This window comes from Georgenia wangjunii (assembly GCF_036421975.1).
Taxonomy (GTDB): Bacteria; Actinomycetota; Actinomycetes; order Actinomycetales; family Actinomycetaceae; genus Georgenia_A; species Georgenia_A wangjunii.
This window is the reverse complement of sequence record NZ_JAZGON010000006.1, coordinates 1-21,839: the sequence shown is the minus strand read 5'-3', so window position 1 is coordinate 21,839 and position 21,839 is coordinate 1. Positions and strand designations below refer to the sequence as shown.

Below are 21,839 nucleotides of genomic sequence, written 5' to 3'. Positions count from 1 at the left end.
GTCCGGACCGCCGGGCCGTCAGTGCTTGGGCCAGCCCCGCATCGTCGTCAGCAGCCGGTCCGCCCGCGCGTCGAGCGCGCGCCCGCCGACGACGACGCCGGCCGCCACGAGGCCCGCTCCCCCGACGAGCCCGACGGCCAGGCTCGCCCACCCCCACGCGGGCGCCACGGCGACGGCGAGCACGGCGGTGACGAGCGCCGGGAGCGAGAGGAGGAACGCTGCCCCGGAGGTGACCGCCTGCGCGACGAGCGTGATGCCGACGTTGCCGGTCGACGTCGTCGAGAAGGGGCTCGCCCCCGGGGGCGGCGCGGGGTAGACGAGCACGCCCGAGGCGACGGCGGAGACGGCGAGGCCGGCACCGAGGAGGCCGAGAGAGGCACCGAGCGCGGCCGGCACGACGTCCCAGCGCCCGCTCCACCCCGCGAGAACGAGCGTGAGGACGGCGGTGGCGGGCACCATCCACGCCGCCGCGCCGACCACCCGGCCGAGCCGGTCGTGCCACCCCCGCACCCCGGCGCTCACGTGCATCCAGAAAGCGGTCGAGTCGTACGCGGTGTCGTTGTGCGCCGTCCACCCCGCGAAGCCGGCGAAGACCGGGACCGCGGCGAGCGGCGCCCACGAGAGGTTCCCGGCACCGAAGAGGTCCGTGGAGAACCAGACGACGGCGAGGATCGGCAGGATCGCCATGCCACCGATGTTGCCGAGGTAGCGCGGGTCCGCGCGCCAGTACCGCAGCGAACGGGCGGCGACGGCGGCCGCCGGCAGCGGCAGGCGGAGCACCCGCGCGAGGACGGGGGCCAGGTCTCGCCCGCGCCCCCGGCCCGCACGGGCGGGCGGGCGGCCCGTCCCCACGGAGACCATGGAGGCGGCGAGCAGCCGCGTCCACGCCCACGCGAGCAGGCCCACCCCGCCGGCGCTGACGGCGAGGCGGGCGAGGGCGAGCAGCGGTGCGCCGTCGGCGACGTCCCCGGGCGCCGCCCACGGGGCCCCGAGCGGCGTCCAGGCGAGGACCGCGACGGCACCCGGCAGCCAGCGCCCGATCGCCGCGACGTCGAGCGTGCCGCCGACGGCGGGCAGGACGGAGACCGCGAGCAGCGCGGCGAGCCCGACGAGCCCGGCGGCGTCGCGCCCGCGCCGCGAGCGCAGGCCGCTCGAGGCAGCCGTCGTCGTCACCCGGGCCACGAGCAGGCACGTGAGCGCGCCGAGCACCCCGCCGAGGACCGCCGTGGCACCGGCCGCCGCGGACCCGGGCGCCCACAGGAGCACCGGCAGCTGCGCGGCGAGGAGGGTGAGGACGCCGGGGATCCCGATGGCACCCGCGACGACGAGCGCGACGGCGAGCCGGCGGGAGGGCACGGCGAAGAGCGCGAACCGCTGCGGGTCGAGGGTGTCGTCCACCCCGAAGGCGACGAGCGGGACGAGGGCCCAGCCGAGGACGAGGAGCGAGCCCGCGCCGACGGCGACGAGCTGGCGGGTGGCCACCGCGCCGTCGGCGAGCGTCAGCGCACCCGCGACGAGGACGGCGAGCACCGCCACGCCGTAGAGGCCGCCGAGGACGAGGACGACGACGCGCCACACCTCGCGGCGGAAGGAGTTGAGGAGCAGCCTCAGCTTCAGCCGGACGAGGGTCGCAACCACGACAGCTCCACCTGGTTGGGCTCGGCGCCGACGAGCTGGGCGAACCGTGTCTCGAGGTCCTCCCCCGCGCTCACGTCCGCGATCGTCCCGGCCGCGACGACCTGCCCCTGGGCGAGCACCGCGACGTGGGTGCACAGGCGCTGGACGAGGTCCATGACGTGGCTCGAGAGCACGACCGTCCCGCCCCGGGCGACGAAGTCCTCGAGGATGGCGCGGATCCCGGCGGCCGAGACGGGGTCGACGGACTCGAAGGGCTCGTCGAGGACGAGGACGCGCGGGGCGTGGACGAGCGCGCACGCGAGCGCCGCCTTCTTCGTCATCCCGGCCGAGTAGTCGGCCACGAGGGTGGCGCCGGCCTCGCGCAGGCCGAGGACGTCGACGAGCTGCTCGGCGTGGGCCCGGGCCCGCTCCGCCGGCATGCCCCGCAGGAGCCCCGCGTACGTGACGAGCTCGAGGCCCGTGAGGCGGTCGAAGAGCCGCACGCCGTCGGGCAGGACGCCGAGGTCGGGCTTGGCGAGGGCGGGCTCGGCCCAGACGTCGACGCCGTGGACGTAGGCGGTCCCGGCGTCGGGGCGCAACAGACCGGTGGCCATGTTGAGGGACGTCGTCTTGCCCGCCCCGTTGGGGCCGACGATGCCGAAGAACGATCCGGCGGGGATGGCCAGGCTCAGCTGGGCGACCGCGACCTTGGGGCCGAACCTCTTGTGGAGGCCCCAGAGGTGGAGGGCGGGGATCTCACTCATCGCTGCCCGAGCGTAGCCGAGCCGCGGCGGCAGAACCGCCGCGCGGGGCGGGCAGGACGTCTGGCGCCGTGCCCGCCCCGCGTGCGCGGGTGTGCTTACTTGTTGGAGACGGCCTTCTTGAGGGCGCTGCCGGCGGAGATCTTGACGCCGAAGCCGGCGGGGATCTGGATCTCCTCGCCGGTGCGGGGGTTGCGGCCGGTGCGCGCGGCGCGCTCGACACGCTCGACGGCGAGCAGACCGGTGACCTTGACGGTCTCACCCTTGCTGAGCGAGTCGACCAGGACGTCCTGCAGGGCCGACAGAGCGGCGTCGGCCTGGGACTTGGTGAGCGAGGAGCGCTCGGCCACGGCGGCGACGAGCTCGGTGCGGTTGACGGACATGAAATCCCTCTCATCGATCGGCACACGCACCCTCGTGGGTGCGGCTGGCCCGACACTACGGCGTCTGTGGCCGCGGTGTCGCCCCAACCCGCCGCATTTTCGGCGTGTCTCTGCGGATTATGCGCTCGGGAAGGGTGTTCTTCGACGCACGTCGTCGAACCTTCGTCCGTGCGGGCGCCTACTCGGTGCCACGGGTGAGGTCCGCGTACTCAGGGTGCCGGTCGATCCAGCCGGCGATGAAGCTGCACTGCGGGACGACCGTGAGACCGCGCTCGCGGGCGTCGTCGAGGCCCGCCCGCGCGAGCGCGGAGCCGATCCCGTTGTCCTCTATCTCGAGGTCGACCTCGGTGTGCGTGAACGTCATGACGCCGTCGGCGACCGTGTACGCGGCGACCCCGACGACCTCCCCGTCCAGGACAGCCTCGACCTGCTGGGCCTCGATGTTGTTCCTCACCTGTGCGTCCATGGCGTCTCCGTCGCTCGTCGTCCGGGGACCACCGACGCTAGCCGCCGGTGACGCTGCCGTCCTGGGCAGGCGCGGCCGGGCCGGGCAGACGCCGGGCGGCCCCGCCCGGCGGGAGGCTGCCCCCCGCCCGCGCTGCAGCCACCGCGGGCCCCGTGGGAACCTGTGCGGACACGCACGATCGACAGGAGTTGATGATGGAGTCACGCACACTGGGGAGCACGGGACGCACCGTGTCCGCCGTCGGCCTGGGGACCTGGCAGCTGGGCGCGGACTGGGGGTCCGTGGACGAGGGCGAGGCGCGCGGCGTCCTCGAGGCCGCCGTCGAGGCCGGAGTCACGTTCTTCGACACCGCCGACGTCTACGGCGACGGGCGCAGCGAGTCCTTCATCGGCTCGTTCCTGCGGGACAACCCGGGTACGGGCGTGACGGTGGCGACGAAGATGGGCCGGCGGGTCGAGCAGGTCCCCGAGAACTACACCCTCGACGCGTTCCGCGAGTGGACCGACCGCTCGCGCCGCAACCTCGGCACGGACCGCCTCGACCTCGTCCAGCTCCACTGCCCGCCCGGGCCGGTCTTCTCCGACGACGCCGTCTACGACGCCCTCGAGACGATCGTCGCCGAGGGGCGCGTGGCCGCGTACGGCGTGAGCGTCGAGACCTCCGAGCAGGCGCTGCGCGCCATGGAGCGACCGAACCTCGCGAGCGTCCAGATCATCCTCAACGCCTTCCGGCGCAAGCCGCTCGAGGAGGTCCTGCCCCGCGCCCAGGAGACGAGCACCGCCATCATCGCGCGCGTCCCGCTCGCCTCGGGCCTGCTCTCCGGGCGCTACACCCGCGAGACGCGCTTCGCGGAGACGGACCACCGCAGCTTCAACCGCCACGGCGAGGCGTTCGACGTCGGCGAGACGTTCTCGGGCGTCGACTACGAGACCGGGGTCGACGCCGCGGCGGAGTTCGCCGAGCTCGCCGCCCGCCTCGGGCCCGCCGGCGCGACGCCGGCGCAGGTCGCTCTGCGCTGGGTCATCGACCAGCCCGGCGTCACCTCCGTCATCCCCGGCGCGCGCAACGCCGAGCAGGCCCGCGCCAACGCCGCGGTCGGGGCGATCGAGCCCCTGTCCGGCGAGCTCCTCGAGGCGCTCGAGCGCCTCTACGACGAGCGGATCCGCGCGCAGGTCCACGAGCGCTGGTGACCCACCGCGGCGGCCGGCACCCCCGGCCGCCGCGGCCCGCGCCGCGGTCTCCGCTCACGGGACGCCCGGCCCGGGCCGGGCGGGCACCGCGATGTCCGCGAGCCGCTCGGTGAGCGCGAGCGCGTCGAAGGGCGCGTGGACCTTGGCGTCGTTGTCGAAGTAGACGTAGACGTCGGCGCCGCCGGCGTGCCAGCCGCGCACGTCGGCGGCCCACGCGTCGAGGGCAGCGCCCGAGTAGCCGCTGACGTAGAGCTCCTCCGCCCCGTGGAGGCGGACGTAGACGACGTCGCTCGTGCGCTCCCGCAGGAGCGGCCAGCGCCCGGCCGTGTCGGCGACGACGAACCCGATGTCGTGGGCACGCAGGAGGTCGAGGAACGCCGGGTCGCGGTAGGACTCGTGGCGGACCTCGAGGGCGTGCCGCAGCGGGCGGTCCACCTCGACGCTCGTCCACGCGCGCCCCTCGACCCGCTCGTCGTGGCCCTGGGCGAGCCGCGCGGCCGCGCCGGTGCTGCGCGGAAGGAGGCGGAAGAACGCGGCGAGGCGCTCGGGGTCGAAGCCCAGCACCGGCGGCAGCTGCCACAGGACGGGGCCGAGCTTGTCCTCGAGGGCAAGGACGCCCGAGGCGAAGAAGTTGGCGAGCGCCGTCTCGACGCCGACGAGCTTCTTCATGTGCGTGATGAAGCGCCCGCCCTTGACCGAGAAGACGAACCCGGGCGGCGTCTGGGCGTACCAGGCGCGGTAGCTCTCGGGGCGCTGGAGGGAGTAGAACGAGCCGTTGACCTCGATCGAGGCGAGCCGCCCGGCGGCGTACTCGAGCTCGCGCCGCTGGACGAGCCCCGCGGGGTAGAACGTCCCGCGCCAGCCGGCGTACCGCCACCCCGAGATGCCGATGAAGACGCGCGCCATCCGCCGGACCCTAGCCGGTGGCGCCCTCGACGGCCTCGCGGAACCACGTCGTGATCGTCGTCGGGTGAGTGATCGCCCGTCGCCACCGTCCCCTGACGGCGATGCGGACGCGGTGGCTCAGGTGACGTCGCGCCGGTGGAAGAGGAACGCCCCGGCGCCGACGAGCAAGACGGTGAGCGCGGCGAGGTAGCCCGCGCTCTGGGCGAGGGTGAGGACCTGGTCCGTGTAGTCGCACGTCATGCCGAGTGACGTCGTCGTGCACTCCTCGACGTAGTACGTCGTGCCGTCCGCCGCCCACGCGGTGACGTTGACGAGCACGAGGTAGGGCTGGACCTGCGGCAGGAGCCCGCGGCCGAGGCCCTCGGCCACGACGCCGTAGGCGATGACGACGCCGAGCACGGCGGCGACGTGCCGCAGGAGGAACCCCAGCGCGGCGCCGACGACCGCCGCCCCGCCGGCGAGCACGACCAGGCGCGCCCCCGTCCACGCCGCGTCACGCCAGTGGTGCGCGAGGGTGCCTCCGGCGAGGTCCTGCGTCCCGTAGATCACCCAGGACCCGAGGAGCGCGAGCGCGAGGATGACGACGGCGACGGGCACGACCCCGAGGCCGGGGGCGAGGACCTTGCTCGCGTAGACACGCATCCGGCGCGGCTCGAAGGTCAGCCACGTGCCCATCGAGCCCGTCGAGAACTCCGCCGCGGTCGCCGTCGCCCCGACGAGGACGCCGAGGAAGCCGGCGAGCGGGGTCAGCGAGAGCAGAGAGGTCTGCATGACCTCGTGGAAGGGCGGGGCCGAGAAGAGGAAGTCGCTGCGCTGCGGCGGTCCCATGAACTCGCAGCCGAAGTCGACGTCCGCGCCGCTGCGGGCGCGCTCCGCCTCCTCGTCCGCCTCGCACTGAGCGAGCATCTCCTCGCCGTCCGCCTCCCACATGGCCACCGCCTCGGCGTAGAAGCGCTCCGCCTCGGCGACGGCCGCCGGCGTCGGCGGCTGCACCGACTGCCACGCCGAGACGAGCAGGAGCACGGGGACGGCGAGGCTCCCGAGCATGAGGGCGAGGACGAACCGGCGCGCGAAGAGCCGGCGCAGCTCGACCCTGACGAGCCGGCTCACCGCTGCTCCCCCTCGTCGCTGCGCGGCGCCGGACCTGCGGCGCCCGACGCGCCCGGCGCGCCTGCGGCGTCTGCCGCGCCTGCGGCGTCTGCGGCGTCTGCCGCGCCTGCCGCGAGCGCCCGAGGCCTCCCCCGCGACGGTTTCGGCCGCCCGCCCCGCCGCCGACGCGCGCCGCCGGCGTCCGGGTCCCCGTAGTCGATTCCGCCGTCACCGCCGGCCAGGCCCTCGCCGCGGGTGAGGTCGAGGAAGACGGACTCGAGGTCGGCGCGCACGGGCGCGAGCTCGTTGACGTAGAGCTCGCTGCGCGCGAGGAGGTACGTGATCCGGGCGGGGTCCGGCTCGCCGCTCACGTGGAGCATGCCGGCCTCGGTGCGCACGTCGAGGCCAGCGGCGACGAGGACCGCCCGCGCGGACTCGGGGTCGTCGATGCCCAGGCGCACCTGCGTCGTCGCGCGGGTGCCGATGACGTCGGCGACGGTGCCCGAGGCGAGGAGCCGCCCACGGCCGATGATCGAGACCGTGTCCGCCACCTGGCCCACCTCGGCGAGGATGTGGCTGCTGACGAGGACCGTGCGCCCGGCGTCGCCGAGCCGGCGCATCGTCTCGCGGATGTCGCGGATGCCCGCGGGGTCGAGCCCGTTCGTCGGCTCGTCGAAGATGAGCAGGTCCGGCGCCTTGAGCAGCGTCGCGGCGATGGCCAGGCGCTGCTTCATGCCGAGCGAGAAGCCGGCGTAGCGGTCGGCGGCACGGGCGCGCAGCCCCGTCTCGTCGAGGACCTCCTCCACTCGGGACCGGGGTGCCCCGATCGCCTCGGCGAGGAGGCCGAGGTTCGTCCGGGCGCTGAAGGTCGGGAAGAACTTCGGCGACTCGACGATGGCGCCGACCCGCCCGATGACCGTCGGCAGCTCGGCCGGGACCTCGTGACCGAAGATGCGCATCGTGCCCGAGTCCGCGCGAACCAGGCCGAGGAGCATGCGGATCGACGTCGTCTTGCCGGACCCGTTGGGGCCGAGGAAGCCGTGGACTCCGCCGGCCGGCACGTGGAGGTCGAGGCCGTGGACGGCGACGTGGCTGCCGTACGTCTTGCGCAGCGCGTGCGTCTCGATGGCCAGGGCGCTCATGTGCCTCCTCGGCGTCCGGCGCCGGGGGTGGCGGCCAGGGTCGAGGCTAGCGAGGAACCCCAGCGAGCGGTGCCGAACCGCCGGTCAGCGGCTGCCGAAGAGCTGGACGGCGTACGGGCCGCCGGGGCCCATGACGTAGCCGATACCGACGTGAGTGTGCCTCGCGTTGAGCATGTTGTCGCGGTGGACCGAGGAGTTCTGCCACCACCCGAACATCCAGGACACGATTGCATCGGGGGACATCGAGGCACCGCCGGTGTTGCGGACGATGTTCTCGCTCACCGTCCAGCCGGCGCCGGCCTCGGTCCCGTTGTTCGGGTTGTGCTGGAGCACCTGGTTCGAGGCCATCCACCGGGCCCAGTTCTGTGCGACCTGGTCGAGCTGCGGGTCCCGCGCGAGCGTGTGCAGCCCGTTCTGCGCGCGGTAGTTGTTGAGCATCGCGGTGAGCGCGCCACGCTCCGAGCCCGCGGCGGCGTTGACGGCCGGAGCCTGCTCGGGGGCGCTGCGCTGGGCGGGCTCGCTGCTCTGCGCGGGGGCACCGTCCTGTGCTGCGGCACCGCTCCGGGCCGCGGGGCGCTGCGCGGCCTGCGCCTCTGCCTCCGCGCGCGCGGCCGCGTCGGCCGCCTCGGCGAGCGCCTGGCGCTCGGCTGCGCGGCTGGCGGCGTGCGCCTCACGGATGGTGGGGACGTCGGCCTTGGCCACCGAGGCGTCGGCGTCCGTGGCGTCGAGCGTCCACTCGGCGTCGTCCGGGACGACGACGGGGTCCTCGGTGCGCTCGGGGGTCGCCTCGAGACTGATCGCGGCGAGCGCGGCCTCGTCGACCCGGTCGTCCGGCGTGATCGTCGCGGCGACGGCGAGGCCACCGGCGAGCGTGAGCGCGAGCGCGGACGAGAGGACGGCCGTGCGCCGGCGAGGCCATGCGGCGACGGCCGCGCGGGCGCGGTCGAGGGTGGAGCGGGTGCGATCGAGGGCCGTGCGGGCGGGGTCGCGACGGTCGACGTCATGGTCGCGGGGTGACCAGGGTGCTGTCACGGGCAGCCTCTCCGACATCCCCGAGGGCACCGTCCGCGGGGCGCTGAGTGCGCCGTCCGGACTCTCCTCGTCCTTGCCGTCTTTCGGATCAACCGAGCCTCGGGGCAGCGGCAGGGAGGGGATCTGCCCGAGGGCCCACGGCGGAGGGGGCCGCGGATCCGTCCGAGCGTAACCACCGCCCGGTCGGGAAGTCACGTTTTGATCACGGAGTGTGGCTCATCGCACGGCCAGCGGACCGGCGTGCGGGTCAGCCGAGGATGCGCGCGAGGGTCTCGACGAGCCGGGCGACGTCGTCGTCGGTCGTGTCGAAGGACGCGACCGCCCGGACGACACCCTGCTCCGCGTCCCACGTGAGGACCGGCGCCTGCGCGACGACGGCGGGGAGGCGCTCGGGCGGCACCGGGATGAAGACGGCGTTGGCCTCGACCGGGTAGACGGGGTCGATTCCGAGCTCGGCCCCCAGCCGGGCGGCGAGGAGGTCGGCGGCATCGTTGGCGTGCTGGGCGTTGCGGCGCCACAGGTCGTCCGTCAGGAGCGCCGCGAGCTGGGCGGACACGAAACGCGCCTTGGAGGCGAGCTGCGCGCTCGCCTTGCGCAGGTGCGCGACGGCGTCGGCGAGGTCGGGGTCGCGGACGACGACGGCGTCCCCCAGGAGGAGGCCGTTCTTCGTGCCGCCGAAGGAGAGCACGTCGACGCCGGCCGTGGCCTCGCCCAGCCCGAGGCCGAGCCGCACGGCCGCGTTGGCGATGCGGGCGCCGTCGACGTGGAGCCGTGCGTCGTGCGCGTGGGTGACGGCGGCGATGGCCGCGAGCTCGGCGGCGGTGTAGATGGTGCCGAGCTCGGTGCTCTGCGTGAGGCTGACGGCGGCGGGCCGGGCGTGGTGGACGGACCCGTCGTGGGCCGCGAGGACCGCGGCGACGTCGTCCGCGGCGAGCGTGCCGTCGGCTGTCGGCAGCGCGCGGACGGTGAGGCCGCCGACGAGCTGCGGCGCCGTGCTCTCGTCGGTGACGACGTGGGCGCGGGCGCTCGTGACGACGGACTCCCAGCGGCGCACGAGGGCCTGAAGGCCCACGACGTTGGCCCCGGTGCCGTTGAGGACGGGGAAGATCCGGGCGCCCGGGCCGAAGGTCTCCTCGGCGAGCTCCGCGAGGACGGCGGTCCAGCGGTCGGCACCGTACGCGGGGGCGTGGGCGTCGTCGGCCGCCACGAGGGCTGCCATGACCTCGGGGTGGACGCCCGAGGCGTTGTCGCTCCAGAACCCGCGGGCTGGCGAGGCGGTCATGCGTGGCTCCAGGGGGCGCAGCGGCGTGTCACCCGGCGAGCGTAGCCGCGGTCGTGAGGGGGCGCGGCGACGACCCTCGCGGCGTCGCACCGCTCACGCGTCGACGCTCGCCCGTCGGGTCGCTCGGCGGTACAGGGCCCGACCGGGCGTGGCGCTGATCCCGTGGACCACCGTGGACAGAGCGACGACGAGGGCGCCGGCGGCGAGCAGCCGAGGATCCATGGCGAGCCGGTCCGCCTCCATCGTGAGGTAGAGGAGCGCCGCGACACCGATGGGACCGAACCACCCGAGGTACATCGCGTCCGGGAGGGTGAGCCGGAGCGGCCGGCGCAGGAGCAGGACTGCCGGCACCCGGCGCACGAGGAGGACCGCGACGGCGAAGACGATCCCCCGCCATCCCATCTCCGCCCACTCCCGCCAGGGCAGGATCCCGCCGAGCATGACGAAGAGCGGCAGGACGGCGAAGCGGTTGACCGCGTCGTCGATCGGTTCCTCCCCCGCCCGCTCGGGTCCCGTCGAGACCCGGTTGAACGCCAGTCCCGCGACGAACACGCCGAGGACGCCGCTCACGCCGAGCACCCCGCACACGCCGAGGACGCCGAGCGCGAGGAGAAGCGTGAAGAGCAGCGCGGGGGCGGGCTCGGTCGCGCCGTGGGCCTCCCCCTGCCGGAGCCCCCAGCCACCCACGGCACCCAGCACGACACCCACGACGACCGCGCCGAGGACCTGCCACGCAATCTCGGCCGCGACCGCGCCGGCGGTGAGCGGTCCGGCGACGGCAACCGCGACGAGCACCAGCGGGAGCGCCAACCCGTCGTTGGCGCCGGACTCGATGGAGAGGATGCGCCGGACCCGGGCCGGTATGTCCTCCTCCGCGGGCGCGCCGGTGACGACGTTCGAGGACAGCACCGGGTCCGTCGGCGTGAGCGCGGCCCCGACCAGCAGGGCGCCCGCGACCGTCGTGCCGAGCACGAGCCCGGCGAGACCCGCCGTCACGGCCGCCATGAGCGGCATGGCAACGGCGAGGAGCAGGGCGACGGGGCTGGCGACGGAGCGCAGCTGACCGAAGGGGAAGCGCAGGGCGACCGCCATGACGGAGACCGCGAGGAGCAGCCGGGCCGCCTCGTGCAGCGGTGCGGCCGTGAGGGAGCCGGTGTGCCAGGGCAGCACGCCGAGCACTGCCGGGCCCGCGAGCACGCCGGCGATGAGTCCGATGAGCGGCTCGGACAGCGGAAGGCGTTCGAGTCGGGCGGACAGCGTTGCGACGAGCACCCCGAGCACGCCGACGACGACGAGGAGGACATCCATGACGAGCACCATGCCCGCTCGGCCCAGACCTCGCAGCACCGTGCCTCGGCGAGGTGGCAACGGCGAGGGTGGGGCAGAGCTGCGATGTGCCCCCCGGCGGCCGGCCCGCCAGGCGACGCCCGGTGCATTGACCCGGAGGAGGCCGACGCCGGCCCGGGACCGTCGGAGGTCCGCGAGACGGGCGGTGGTGAGCTCGTGCACCTCGGGCAGCGTCGCCCGGACCCGCTGCCGACGCGCCGTCGCCGCCACCGCCGTCTCGCACACCCGATGAGTTCCGGCGCCCCGGGCGGTCGGTAGGGAGGACGGGCGCGCCGCGCTCGCGCGATGCACCGACCGACACTGGAGTGGCGAGATGCCGACGACGACCACCACCGACACCCGCACCCTCGACGTGCCGGGGGCGACGCTGACCTACGACGTGCGCGGCCCGTTGCCGACGGCCGACGGCAGCCCCCCGATCCTCCTCATCGGCCAGCCGATGGATGCGAGCGGCTTCGGCACGCTCGCCTCGTTCTTCCCCGACCGGACCGTCGTGACCTACGACCCGCGGGGCCTCGGGCGCAGCACCCGGAGCGACGGCAGCGACGCACAGACCCCCGAGCAGCAGGCCGACGACCTCCACCGGCTCATCGGTGCGCTCGGCGCCGGGCCGGTGGATCTCTTCGGCAGCAGCGGGGGCGCCGTCACCGCGCTGTGCCTTAAGGCGACGTGGCCGGACGACGTCCGCACCGTCGTCGCGCACGAGCCCCCGATGCTCTCCGTCCTGCCCGACGCCGAGCATGCCCTCGCCGCCGGGCGCCGCGTCGGGGAGATCTACCGGGAGCGGGGCTGGGGGTGGGGCATGGCTGCGTTCATCGCCCTCACGTCGTGGCAAGGCGAGCTCACTGCGGAGTTCGGGAACGACATCCCGGCCCCGGGCACGTTCGGCATGCCGTCCGACGACGACGGCACCCGCGACGACCCCCTGCTGTCGGGTGTAGCGGACGCGATCACCGCGTACACCCCCGACGTCTCGGCCCTCCGGGACGGGACCCCACGCGTCGTGCTCGCCGCCGGCATCGAGAGCAAGGGGATCCTCACGTGGCGGGCGAGCGCCGCGCTGGCGGAGGCTCTCGGGCAGGAGCTGACCGTCTTCCCGAGCAACCACGGCGGGTTCCTCGGGGGTGAGTTCGGCCAGACGGGGCAGCCCGAGGCCTTCGCCGCACGCCTGCGGGAGGTGCTCGGCGAGGGATGACCCACCCGCGGTACCCGGCGAGGGATGGCCCTCGCCGAGAACCTGGCAAGGGTTGACACACTCGAGGCCACCCGGCCCCGGGCATGACGAAGGCCGCCTCCGGGGAGGCGGCCTTCGTCACGGGGCGACCGGTGGCCTGCGCGAGGCAGGCCACGAGCTGTGGAGATGGCGGGAATCGAACCCGCGTCCGACGGTGAACGAACAGGGCTTCTCCGGGCGCATTCTGCAGTAGCTTTTCTCGGCCCCAGCAATCACGCAGACAAGATGCTGACGGGCCCAGTCACCATTTGAAGTCCCCGCAGCCCCGGTGACTAAGGCTGCGAGCAGTGGCTCTCTAGATGACGCCAGGACACCGGGACGAGAGCTAGCCCGGGCTGACGGACTTCGCTACTCGCTCAGGCGGCGAGGGCGAAGTCGGTGCGATTGGAATCGGCACCTATTGGTTTGCAGAGAGCGTTGACGAGATGACTCTGCATCCTCGGCCCGCTTCCCCTGGAACGACATCCGTCGTCGAAACCGATCATCCCCCTGTGCAGTTGTACCGCCGGCGCGAGCCAGCGGGTCCATCCTACGTCCTCAACCGCGCCCCGGGCATCTCTATTCCGCGCGACCGAGCTCGGCGTCGACGAGCGGCTTCACCTGCGTGCCGAGCAGCTCGATGGCACGCAGCGACTCGCGTTGGGGCACGCCGGCGTAGTCCATCTGAAGGAGGTGCCTGTCGTGCCCGAGCGTGCGGTGCAGCGTGACGAGCTTCTCGGCGACGACCTCGGGGCTCCCGATGAAGAACGCGCCGTGCCGGCCCGACTGCGCCTCGTAGGAGATGCGGTTGGGGGCGGCGAACCCGCGCTCGGCGGCGATCTGGGCCATGTTCGCCGCGAAGTAGGGGTAGAGGAAGTCGCGGGCGCCGGCGGCGTCGTCGGCGAGGAAGCCGGGGCCGGAGACGGTGACCCGGCCCGTGCCGGGGTGACCGGCCTCGCGCCACGCCTCGCGGTAGTACTCGACGAGCGGCGCGAAGCGACGGCCCTCGCCCCCGATGACCGCGAAGTTGACGGGCAGCCCCAGCCGGCCGGCCCGCACGGCCGAGGCGGGCGACCCGCCCGTGGCGATCTCGATGCGCAGGTGCTCGCCGATCCCGGGCTTGTCGGTCGGCCGCGGAAGGATGCGCGCGTCGCGCAGCGCGGGCCGGAACCGGCCCGACCATGTGACGGGGTTCCCGGCGTCGAGCGCGAGGAGGAGCGCGAGCTTCTCCTCGTACAGCTCGTCGTAGTCCTCAAGGCGCGCCCCGAACAGCGGGAACGACTCGATGAAGGACCCGCGGCCGGCCATGAGCTCGACCCGCCCGCCCGAGAACTGGTCCATCGTCGCGAACTGCTGGAACACCCGGACCGGGTCCTCCGTCGAGAGGACGGTGACGGCGGAGCCCACGTGGATCCGCTCGGTCTGCGCGAGCGCGGCGGAGATGACGATCGCGGGCGCGGAGATCGAGTAGTCCGGGCGGTGGTGCTCGCCGATGCCCACGTAGTCGAGCCCCACCTCCTCGGCGAGGCGCGCGCGTTCGAGCACGTCGCGCACGCGCTGCCCGGGCGAGACGCGGGGCGCGCCGGGGCGGAGGTCGAGGTCACCGAAGGTGTAGAAGCCAAGCTGCATGCTTATGCAAACGCATGGAGCTCAGTCCTATTCCGCGCGCGCGGTCTCCCCGGGCCTGCGCCGGTGACGACCGGAGCTCGTGCCGGCGGTTGCCGGCGCTCCCGGCGGCTACCGGCGCTCGTGCCGGCGGCTACCGGCGCTTCGAGGTGAGGGCGTCGACGACGAGGCCGAGCCCGATCCCGAGCATGAAGACGTCCTTGGCGATGCCCGTCCCCGCCTGGGTGGGGCGTATGCCGTCGGCCTCCGTCATGCCCGGCGTGCGCAGGTACATCCGCAGGAGCGCCGCGGAGAAGCCCGTGAGCCCGAGCCCGGCGAGCCACGACGGCACGACCGGCAGGAGGAGGGCCGCCCCGAGGGCGGTTTCCCCCGTCGAGATGAGCTTGCCGAAGTCCTTGGGGTCCATCTCGCCGAGCTGGGGGAAGGCGTTGGCGGCCATCGACTGGAGCCCTGCCGCGGACTCGGCGTCGAGCTCACGCTTGCCGAGCCCGGAGTTGAGGATGAAGGCGCCCGCGGCGGCGCGGCCGGGGACGTGACGAAGCTTGATGGGCAGGCCCATGGGGTTCCTCCTGGTGACGATCCGACGCGGGACAGCTGCCAATCTACGTCCAGGAGGCGCCGGGTACCTCGCGCAGGCGGCGCAGGGGGCGCGGGGCGGGCTCGATGACGCCGGCCGGGGTCACCAGCCCCCGCCACCGCCCCCGCCGACGCCGCCCCCGGCGAAGCCGCCGCTCGAGCCCGAGGCCCCGCCGGACCCGGGGGTGGCGGCGGTCGTCGCCGATGTCGCGAACGCACCGACGGAGGAGCCGAACGTGGTCGAGGACGCCCACAGCGCGCCGGTGCCGACGTACCAGGTGGGCTCCGGCACGGGCCGCCCCTGCGCGGCCAGGTCGGCGAAGATCGAGGCCCACCGGTCGGCGACGCCGAAGGCGACGGCGTAGGGCAGGTATCGGGAGAAGACGTCCTCGCCCTCCTCGAAGCGGATCTGGTTCGCCTCCGCTGTCTCGAGGTACCGCTTGAACCCCAGCGCCTGCGCGAGCACAGCGGTGCCGGGGGCGGTACGTGCGGGTGCCACGGCGCTGAGGCCGAGGACGAGGGCGCCGAGGACGAGCAGCGGGATGCCGAGCACCCCCAGTCCGGCGATGACGAGGACGACGGCGGCGACGGCGCCCACCCCGAGGATGATCCCGCCGATGCCGGCCCAGCGGGAGCGCACCGCGCTCGGGTCGGCCGTGAACCACCCGGCGTCGGTGACCGTGCGGTAGAGGGCGCGCTGGACCGCCGCCATGACGGGGGCGAGCACCTCCCCCAGGTCGGAGAGCAAGACGGCGTCGCCGGTCCCGAAGAGCTGGTCGAGGAGCACCTCCTCGTACGGCACGAGCGGGTCGCCGGCCGGGGCCGGAAGCCGCACGAGCCGCCAGTCCGACGGGGGCTCGGCCGCGGCACGCTCGGCCGTGGCGGGCGTGGCAGTGGCGCGCGGACCCGCCGGCGCAGCGCCGTCGTCCGCCGGACCCGCCTCCTCGATCCGGAGGTAGCCGCGGACGGCGAGGTCGATGAGGGTCGCCGCGACGTCGTGGGGGTCCGCGCGCTCGTCGGTGAGGGTGCCGATCTCGCCGGGGCGCACGCCGTCGGGCGGGGTGAAGCGCACGGCGACCGGCACCTTGGGGGCCCGCCCAACCCGGGCGGGCTCGCCCGGGAGCGGCTCCGTCCCCGGGGTGAGCCCGAGGTAGGCCTGGTCGCGGCCCCGCCGCGTCGCGATGCGGACGGCGACGACGGAGCCGAGCAGCGTCACGCCCGCCGCGACGGACCCCGTGACGGTGTCCGCGCCCATGCTGTTGGCGAAGGTGCGCCGCGGGGCGTACGCCGGCTCCGCACCGGTGAACGTCCCCTCGGGCCACGACGCGACGACGGTGAGGCGCTCGCCCGGCTCGAGCTCGTCCTGGCGGAAGGTCGCCCCGGGTCCGGCGGGGTCGGAGCCGTCGCACGGGGTCGTGCTGCCGGCGCCACCGGCGTAGCACGTGGCGGCGATGACATCGGCCGGGCCGGAGAGCGCGACGGAGACGTCCCGCAGCGGCACCTCCCACCCGGGACCGATGACGTTCCAGTACAGCTCGTCGGTGCCGACGACGCCCGGGTTGACGAGGCCGCTCACCCGGTAGCTGATCCGGTAGGAGTGGACGCCCGAGACCTCGACGTCCTCGTCCCCGACCCGGACGACGAGCATCCCCGACTCGGACTCGGTCTCGACGTCGGCGGGCGCGCCGCTCGGACTCGTCGCGCTCACGTCGCTGATGTCGAAGGTCCGGTAGCGGTCGGGGTCGCCGGGGATCTCCTGGCGCTCGGGGAGGGTGAGGTAGGGCCCGTGGCCCTCCTCGTCGCCGAAGTCGAGGTCGAGGTCGAGGACCACGTCCATGACGCCCCCGTCGGCTGCGAGCTCTCCGTCCAGGGCGTAGCGGGTGACGGCCCAGTCGTCGCCGGCGTCCGCCCGGGCCGCGGGCAGCGCGCCGCCGGGCAGGAGGAGCGCCGGCACGAGGACGAGGAGCACCGCGCCGGAGAGCGCGAGCAGGGCGGCACGATGGCGCCGGGCTCGTCCGGCTCCGCGGCCGACGGCGGGCGTCACGACCTCAGCGGTTGAGCCGCAGGCTCATGGCACGCTGCGCCTCGCGGTTGTCCTGCTGCTCGCGAAGCGTCTGGCGCTTGTCGTACTCGCGCTTGCCTCGGGCGAGAGCGACGAGCACCTTCGCGCGGCCGCGGATGAAGTACAGCTCGAGGGGGACGATCGTGTGCCCCTTCTCGCGGGACTTCCCGGCGAGCTTGTCGATCTCCTCGCGGTGGAGGAGGAGCTTGCGCTTGCGGCGGACCGGGTGGTTCGTCCACGTGCCCTGGGTGTACTCGGGGATGTGGACGCCCTGGAGCCAGGCCTCGCCGCGGTCGATCTCGACCCAGCCGTCGACGAGGGACGCGCGGCCGGCGCGCAGCGACTTCACCTCGGTGCCGGTGAGGGAGATGCCCGCCTCGTACGTGGCGTCGATGTGGTAGTCGTGGCGCGCCTTCTTGTTGCGGGCGACGACGGTGCGCCGGTCCGCCTCCTCCTTGGCGCGCTCAGCCGGGGTGGGCTTCTTCCCACCGGTCGTGCTGGTGCCGGCCACCGGACCATCCCCTCGTCTCGTCCGCATCGCTACCGACGCCGCCGTCCGGCCGCGTCCGCCGTCCAGCCTAGGTCAGGCGGACGGGCGCCGTCGCCGCCATCGAGTGCGGGGCCGGGTCGGGCAGCGCTCGACCGGTCAGAAGCCGGGCAGGGTCATGGGGTCGATCGTCGCGCCGTTCCTCCACACCTCGAAGTGGACGTGGCAGCCGGTGACGTTGCCGGTGGCACCCGTGTACCCGATGACCTGGCCCTTGCTCACCTGCTGGCCGGCGCTGACGGCGAAACGCGTGAGGTGGTTGTACACCGTCACGTAGCTGCTACCGCCGATCGTGCCGTGGTTGATGAGCACCTGGTTGCCGTGCGAGGCGTTCCCGGCGGCGGGTCGCGTGTCCGTGACGGTGCCCGACGCCGAGGCGTACTGCGGGTTGCCGCACGCCGAGCGCAGGTCGACGCCGTCGTGCATCCACCGGTACCCCGCGAGCGGGTGGATCCGGTAGCCATAGGGCGACGTGACGTAGACGGGCTGCGGGACGGGGGTCCCGAGGGCGGCGCCACCGCCACCGTTCGCGGGCGGGGGTGCGGGAGCCGGGGCGGGGGCGGGGGCAGGAGCGGGAGCCGGCGCGGGGCGGTTGTTCGCCGCGGCCTCCTGCCGGGCGATCCGCTCGCGCTCCTCCCGAGCCGCCTGCTCGCGTGCCGCTGCCTCGCGCGCCGCCTGCTCGCGGGCGATGCGCTCGGCCTCCTTGCGGGCCTCCTCGGCGACGATCTCCTGGATGCGGGCCTCGAGACGGGCGTCATCGGCCTGCGCCGCCTCGAGGCTGGCGTCGAGCTGGTCGCGGGCAACCTCGAGCTGCGAGGCGAGTGCCGCCTTGTCGGCCTTGATCTGCACGATCTCCGCCTGTCGGGCCGCGGCGGCCGCGCGTGCGTCGTCGGCCGCGGTCACCGCGGCGTCGGCCTGGGCCTTGAGCTCGGTGACGCGCTCCGCCACGGCGTCCTGGCGCAGCTGCCGGTTGCGGTTGACCGCGGTGATGGTCTCGAGGTCGTCGAGGACCTGGGTCTGGGTGCGCGCCGCGGTGTCGACGACGGCGTACTGCTCGACGAAGTCCGCGCTCGACGTCGCGCTGAGGACGACGGACAGCCCGCTGAGAGAGTTCCCTCCGCGGTACGTGCTGCGAGCCAGCTCACCGAGGGAGGAACGGGTCGCCTCGATCTGGGCGTCCCCCTCCGCGAGCTGGGTGGCGAGCGTCTCCTGCTCCGCCTCGGCCACGGCGAGCCGGTCAGCCACGGACTGCTGGGTGCGCTGCGCGGCGGCCAGGGCCTCCTCGGCCTGGGCGAGCTCCGCCTCCGCGATGGGCAGCCGGTCGGTCGCCTCCTGAAGAGCGAGGTAGGTCTCGGCGAGCTGGGCGTCCGTCCCCTCGAGCTCCGAGGCGAGGCGCTCGCGCTGCTCGGCGTTCTCCTGCCGCTGGCGCTCGAGCTCAGCCTTGTCGTCCGCGTGCGCGACCCCGGCGCCGCCGAGCAGCCCGAGGGCGAGGACGGCGCCGACGAGCGCGCGCGCGAGGCCGCGGCGGCGGTCGGGACGGGCGGTGTCTCTCACAGGGGGTCTCAGACCTTCGTGTATCGACGCAGGGTGACGAGCGAGCTCACGCCGGCGAGGGCGATGCCCGCGGCCATGAGGGCCGGGGCGATGAGAAGGACCTCACCGGTGCCGACGAACTGCACCCACATGAACTCCTGGGCGAGCCAGTCCTCGAGCAGGTACCGGGCGCCGAACCACAGGCCACCGACGGCGAGGAGCGACCCCGCGAGCGCGGCGAGGGCACCCTCGAGCATGAATGGGAGCTGGATGAAGAAGTTCGAGGCACCGACGAGTCGCATGATCGACGTCTCACGGCGCCGGCTCATCGCCGAGAGGCGGATGGTCGTCGTGATGAGGAGGACAGCCGTGACCGTCATGACCGCGGCGAGGCCCACCGCGAGGAGAGTCGCGCGGTTGAGGATGAGGAAGAGCGGCTCGAGGAGCGCGCGCTGGTCGACGACCTCCTCGACGCCGGCCCGGCCCGTCAGCTCGTCGGCAACCACCTGGTACTGCTCGGGGTCGACGAGCTTGATCCGGTAGGAGACCTGCATCTGGTCAGGGGTGAGGGACTGGGCCCACACCGTGTCCGGCATCTGCTCCTGGAACGACTCGTAGGCCTCCTCCTTCGTCTCGAAGTAGACCTCCTCGACGTACGGGGCGAGGGCGGCGGACTCGAGGAGGTCCTCCACCTCGGTGAGCTGCTCCTCGCTCACCTCCCCGCCGGCGCACGTGGGGACCGCCGAGTCCTGCGGGCACATGAAGACCGAGACCTCGACGCGGTCGTACCAGTCGTTCTTCATGTTGCCGATCTGCATCTGCAGCAGGACGGCGGCGCCGACGAAGGTGAGCGAGACGAAGGTGACGAGGACGACCGAGATGGTCATGGCGACGTTGCGCCGGAGCCCGGAGGCCAGCTGGGAGAGGACGAAGCGTGCGCGCATGCCGGCCCCCTACCTCGCCGCGCCGTAGACGCCACGGGACTGGTCGCGGACGGTGCGGCCGTCCTCCAGCTCGACGACGCGCTTGCGCATCTGGTCGACGATCTCGTCGTCGTGGGTGGCCATGACGATGGTCGTGCCGGTGCGGTTGATGCGGTCGAGCAGGCGCATGATGCCGATCGAGGTCTTGGGGTCGAGGTTCCCGGTGGGCTCGTCCGCGAGGAGGATCGCCGGGCGGTTGACGAAGGCGCGGGCGATGGCCACGCGCTGCTGCTCACCGCCGGAGAGCTCGTGCGGGAGCCGGCGTTCCTTGCCCGCCAGGCCGACCATCTCGAGGGTCTCGGGGACGGTCGTGAGGATGTGGTGGCGCGGCTTGCCGATGACCTGCAGCGCGATAGCGACGTTGTCGAAGACATTCTTGTTCGGCAGCAGCCGGAAGTCCTGGAACACCGTGCCGATCTGGCGGCGCAGCATCGGGACCTTCCACTGCGAGACCTTCGAGACGTCGCGGCCAAGCGCGATGACCTGGCCCGACGTGGGGCGCTCCTCGCGCAGGACGAGGCGCAGGAAGGTCGACTTGCCCGAGCCCGAGGCACCGACGAGGAAGACGAACTCGCCGCGCTCGACCTCCATGCTCACCTGGTCGAGCGCGGGGCGGGCGCCTCGCGCATAGACCTTGGAGACGTTCTCGAATCGGATCACTAGCTCGCACCGGCCAGTCTCGGAGACGGGGGAAGGAAATCTCTGGCCGTCACGGACTGTAAGCACCCGGCGCCACGGAAACGGGGAGGACACGCCGCCCCGCGGGCCGCGCGTGCGCCCGGGCGGGGATCAGACGTCCTGCGGGAGGTCCTGCTGCTGGCGGCGCCAGCGGATGCCTGCCTCGATGAAGTCGTCGATCTCGCCGTCGAAGACCGCGGACGGGTTGCCCTGCTCGTGCTCGGTGCGCAGGTCCTTGACCATCTGGTACGGCTGGAGGACGTAGGAGCGCATCTGGTCGCCCCAGCTCGCCTTGACGTCACCCGCCATCGCCTTCTTGGTCGCGCTCTCCTCCTGCTGGCGCCGGAGGAGGAGGCGGGACTGCAGGACGCGCAGGGCGGCAGCGCGGTTCTGGATCTGCGACTTCTCGTTCTGCATCGACACGACGATGCCGGTGGGGATGTGGGTCATCCGCACCGCGGAGTCGGTGGTGTTGACGCTCTGCCCGCCCGGGCCCGAGGAGCGGAAGACGTCGACCTTGATCTCGGTGTCCGGGATCTCCACGTGGTCCGTCTGCTCGATGAGCGGGATGACTTCGACGGCCACGAACGACGTCTGGCGCCGTCCCTGGTTGTCGAACGGCGAGATCCGGACGAGGCGGTGGGTGCCGGCCTCGACGGAGAGCGTGCCGTAGGCGTAGGGGACCTTGACCTCGAAGGTCGCGGACTTCAGCCCCGCCTCCTCGGCGTAGGACGTGTCGAGCACCTGGGTTGGGTAGCCGTGGCGCTCCGCCCAACGCAGGTACATGCGCAGGAGCATCTCGGCGAAGTCGGCGGCGTCGACGCCACCGGCTCCCGCACGGATCGTGACGACGGCCTCGCGCTGGTCGTACTCCCCCGCGAGCAGCGTGCGCACCTCGAGCTCGCCGAGGGACTTGCGGATGACGGCCAGCTCGGCCTCGGCCTCGGCCATGGTCGCCTCGTCGGCCTCCTCAGAGCCCAGCTCGACGAGCGCCTCGAGGTCGTCGATCCGGCGGCCCATCGACTCGATGCGCTCTAGCTCGGACTGCGCGTACGAGAGCTCGCTCGTCACCGCCTGGGCGGCATCCTGGTCGTCCCAGAGGTCTGGGGCAGCGGCCTTCTCCGACAGCTCGGCGATCTGGGCGCGCAGCGCATCGGGGTCGGTGACCGCGCGGATGGACTGGAGGGTGCCGCGGAGGTCGTGAATCGCGGAGGAATAGTCGGTGGCCACGGGATAGCAGGCTACGCGATAGGCCAGCTCCAGTGCTGCGGCGCAGACCGGGACCGCCGTGGCGCGCGCCCGTCGGGCTAGACGAGCATGGGTTGGTTGTGGGTCTGGGTGGTGGCGAAGGTCTGGCCGTTGGGTCTGACGAAGCGCCAGGAGTCGGGGTATCTCTCGATGCTGAG

The 21,839-nt window shown here is 73.7% G+C and carries 20 protein-coding genes and 1 other RNA gene; 2 read left to right on the top strand and 19 right to left on the bottom strand.

Going from position 1 to position 21,839, the window contains the following annotated elements:
• Positions 1-18: 18 nt before the first annotated feature.
• The 4 genes from V2J63_RS10225 to V2J63_RS10210 all read right to left on the bottom strand — a co-directional run bounded on the left by V2J63_RS10225 (position 19) and on the right by V2J63_RS10210 (position 3,227).
• A complete protein-coding gene (locus V2J63_RS10225) occupies positions 19-1,638 on the bottom strand; it encodes an NACHT domain-containing protein (protein WP_331230937.1) in 1,620 nt (539 codons plus the stop codon).
• Complete coding sequence (locus V2J63_RS10220) at positions 1,614-2,381, bottom strand: ABC transporter ATP-binding protein (protein WP_331230936.1); 768 nt, start codon at positions 2,379-2,381, stop codon at positions 1,614-1,616. The genes V2J63_RS10225 and V2J63_RS10220 overlap by 25 nt, the downstream gene beginning before the upstream one ends.
• A 95-nt stretch (positions 2,382-2,476) precedes the next feature.
• Positions 2,477-2,761 (bottom strand): HU family DNA-binding protein, encoded by a 285-nt coding sequence (locus tag V2J63_RS10215; RefSeq protein WP_331230935.1) that lies wholly within the window; start codon positions 2,759-2,761, stop codon positions 2,477-2,479.
• A gap of 178 nt (positions 2,762-2,939) precedes the next feature.
• Entirely contained in the window at positions 2,940-3,227 is a 288-nt protein-coding gene (locus V2J63_RS10210; protein WP_331230934.1) for a GNAT family N-acetyltransferase, read from the bottom strand.
• A 194-nt stretch (positions 3,228-3,421) separates the two neighbouring features.
• Between V2J63_RS10210 and V2J63_RS10205 the strand changes: the two genes are divergently transcribed.
• The gene (locus tag V2J63_RS10205; protein WP_331230933.1) at positions 3,422-4,417 is read left to right on the top strand and encodes an aldo/keto reductase; all 996 of its coding nucleotides are present in this window, start codon (positions 3,422-3,424) and stop codon (positions 4,415-4,417) included.
• 54 nt (positions 4,418-4,471) lie between these two features.
• Here the strand turns inward: V2J63_RS10205 and V2J63_RS10200 are convergent, their stop codons facing one another.
• The 6 genes from V2J63_RS10200 to V2J63_RS10175 form a co-directional block, all read right to left on the bottom strand.
• Complete coding sequence (locus V2J63_RS10200) at positions 4,472-5,323, bottom strand: DUF72 domain-containing protein (RefSeq protein WP_331230932.1); 852 nt, start codon at positions 5,321-5,323, stop codon at positions 4,472-4,474.
• Between the two features lie 117 nt (positions 5,324-5,440).
• The gene (locus V2J63_RS10195) at positions 5,441-6,433 is read right to left on the bottom strand and encodes a hypothetical protein (protein ID WP_331230931.1); all 993 of its coding nucleotides are present in this window, start codon (positions 6,431-6,433) and stop codon (positions 5,441-5,443) included.
• On the bottom strand, positions 6,430-7,554 hold the full coding sequence (locus V2J63_RS10190; protein ID WP_331230930.1) for an ABC transporter ATP-binding protein: 1,125 nt from the start codon (positions 7,552-7,554) through the stop codon (positions 6,430-6,432). The genes V2J63_RS10195 and V2J63_RS10190 overlap by 4 nt, the downstream gene beginning before the upstream one ends.
• Before the next feature lie 84 nt (positions 7,555-7,638).
• Complete coding sequence (locus tag V2J63_RS10185; protein ID WP_331230929.1) at positions 7,639-8,586, bottom strand: CAP domain-containing protein; 948 nt, start codon at positions 8,584-8,586, stop codon at positions 7,639-7,641.
• A gap of 247 nt (positions 8,587-8,833) precedes the next feature.
• Positions 8,834-9,868 carry a threonine aldolase family protein gene (locus V2J63_RS10180; protein ID WP_331230928.1) on the bottom strand — a complete coding sequence of 345 codons (1,035 nt, stop codon included), beginning with the start codon at positions 9,866-9,868 and terminating at the stop codon, positions 8,834-8,836.
• A gap of 93 nt (positions 9,869-9,961) precedes the next feature.
• On the bottom strand, positions 9,962-11,188 hold the full coding sequence (locus V2J63_RS10175) for a cation:proton antiporter domain-containing protein (RefSeq protein WP_331230927.1): 1,227 nt from the start codon (positions 11,186-11,188) through the stop codon (positions 9,962-9,964).
• 340 nt (positions 11,189-11,528) lie between these two features.
• Here V2J63_RS10175 and V2J63_RS10170 point away from each other — a divergent pair, with 340 nt between their 5' ends.
• Positions 11,529-12,410, top strand: a complete 882-nt coding sequence (locus V2J63_RS10170) for an alpha/beta fold hydrolase (RefSeq protein ID WP_331230926.1) — start codon at positions 11,529-11,531, stop codon at positions 12,408-12,410.
• Positions 12,411-12,567: 157 nt separating this feature from the next.
• Here the strand turns inward: V2J63_RS10170 and ssrA are convergent.
• From ssrA to prfB, 9 genes are all read right to left on the bottom strand, one after another.
• Positions 12,568-12,938, bottom strand: a transfer-messenger RNA (tmRNA) gene (gene ssrA / locus V2J63_RS10165).
• 69 nt (positions 12,939-13,007) lie between these two features.
• On the bottom strand, positions 13,008-14,057 hold the full coding sequence (locus V2J63_RS10160; protein ID WP_331230925.1) for an LLM class flavin-dependent oxidoreductase: 1,050 nt from the start codon (positions 14,055-14,057) through the stop codon (positions 13,008-13,010).
• A gap of 130 nt (positions 14,058-14,187) precedes the next feature.
• Positions 14,188-14,613, bottom strand: a complete 426-nt coding sequence (locus V2J63_RS10155) for a hypothetical protein (protein ID WP_331230924.1) — start codon at positions 14,611-14,613, stop codon at positions 14,188-14,190.
• Positions 14,614-14,733: 120 nt separating this feature from the next.
• On the bottom strand, positions 14,734-16,674 hold the full coding sequence (locus V2J63_RS10150; protein WP_331230923.1) for a DUF2207 domain-containing protein: 1,941 nt from the start codon (positions 16,672-16,674) through the stop codon (positions 14,734-14,736).
• 4 nt (positions 16,675-16,678) lie between these two features.
• Positions 16,679-17,203: an SsrA-binding protein SmpB gene (gene smpB / locus V2J63_RS10145; RefSeq protein ID WP_331230922.1), complete on the bottom strand. Its 525-nt coding sequence runs from the start codon at positions 17,201-17,203 to the stop codon at positions 16,679-16,681.
• A 135-nt stretch (positions 17,204-17,338) separates the two neighbouring features.
• Complete coding sequence (locus V2J63_RS10140) at positions 17,339-18,793, bottom strand: peptidoglycan DD-metalloendopeptidase family protein (RefSeq protein WP_331230921.1); 1,455 nt, start codon at positions 18,791-18,793, stop codon at positions 17,339-17,341.
• An 8-nt stretch (positions 18,794-18,801) separates the two neighbouring features.
• Positions 18,802-19,716: a permease-like cell division protein FtsX gene (gene ftsX, locus V2J63_RS10135; RefSeq protein ID WP_331230920.1), complete on the bottom strand. Its 915-nt coding sequence runs from the start codon at positions 19,714-19,716 to the stop codon at positions 18,802-18,804.
• Positions 19,717-19,725: 9 nt separating this feature from the next.
• A complete protein-coding gene (gene ftsE / locus V2J63_RS10130; protein ID WP_331230919.1) occupies positions 19,726-20,415 on the bottom strand; it encodes a cell division ATP-binding protein FtsE in 690 nt (229 codons plus the stop codon).
• Between the two features lie 129 nt (positions 20,416-20,544).
• Entirely contained in the window at positions 20,545-21,663 is a 1,119-nt protein-coding gene (gene prfB / locus V2J63_RS10125; protein WP_331230918.1) for a peptide chain release factor 2, read from the bottom strand.
• Positions 21,664-21,839 lie beyond the last annotated feature (176 nt).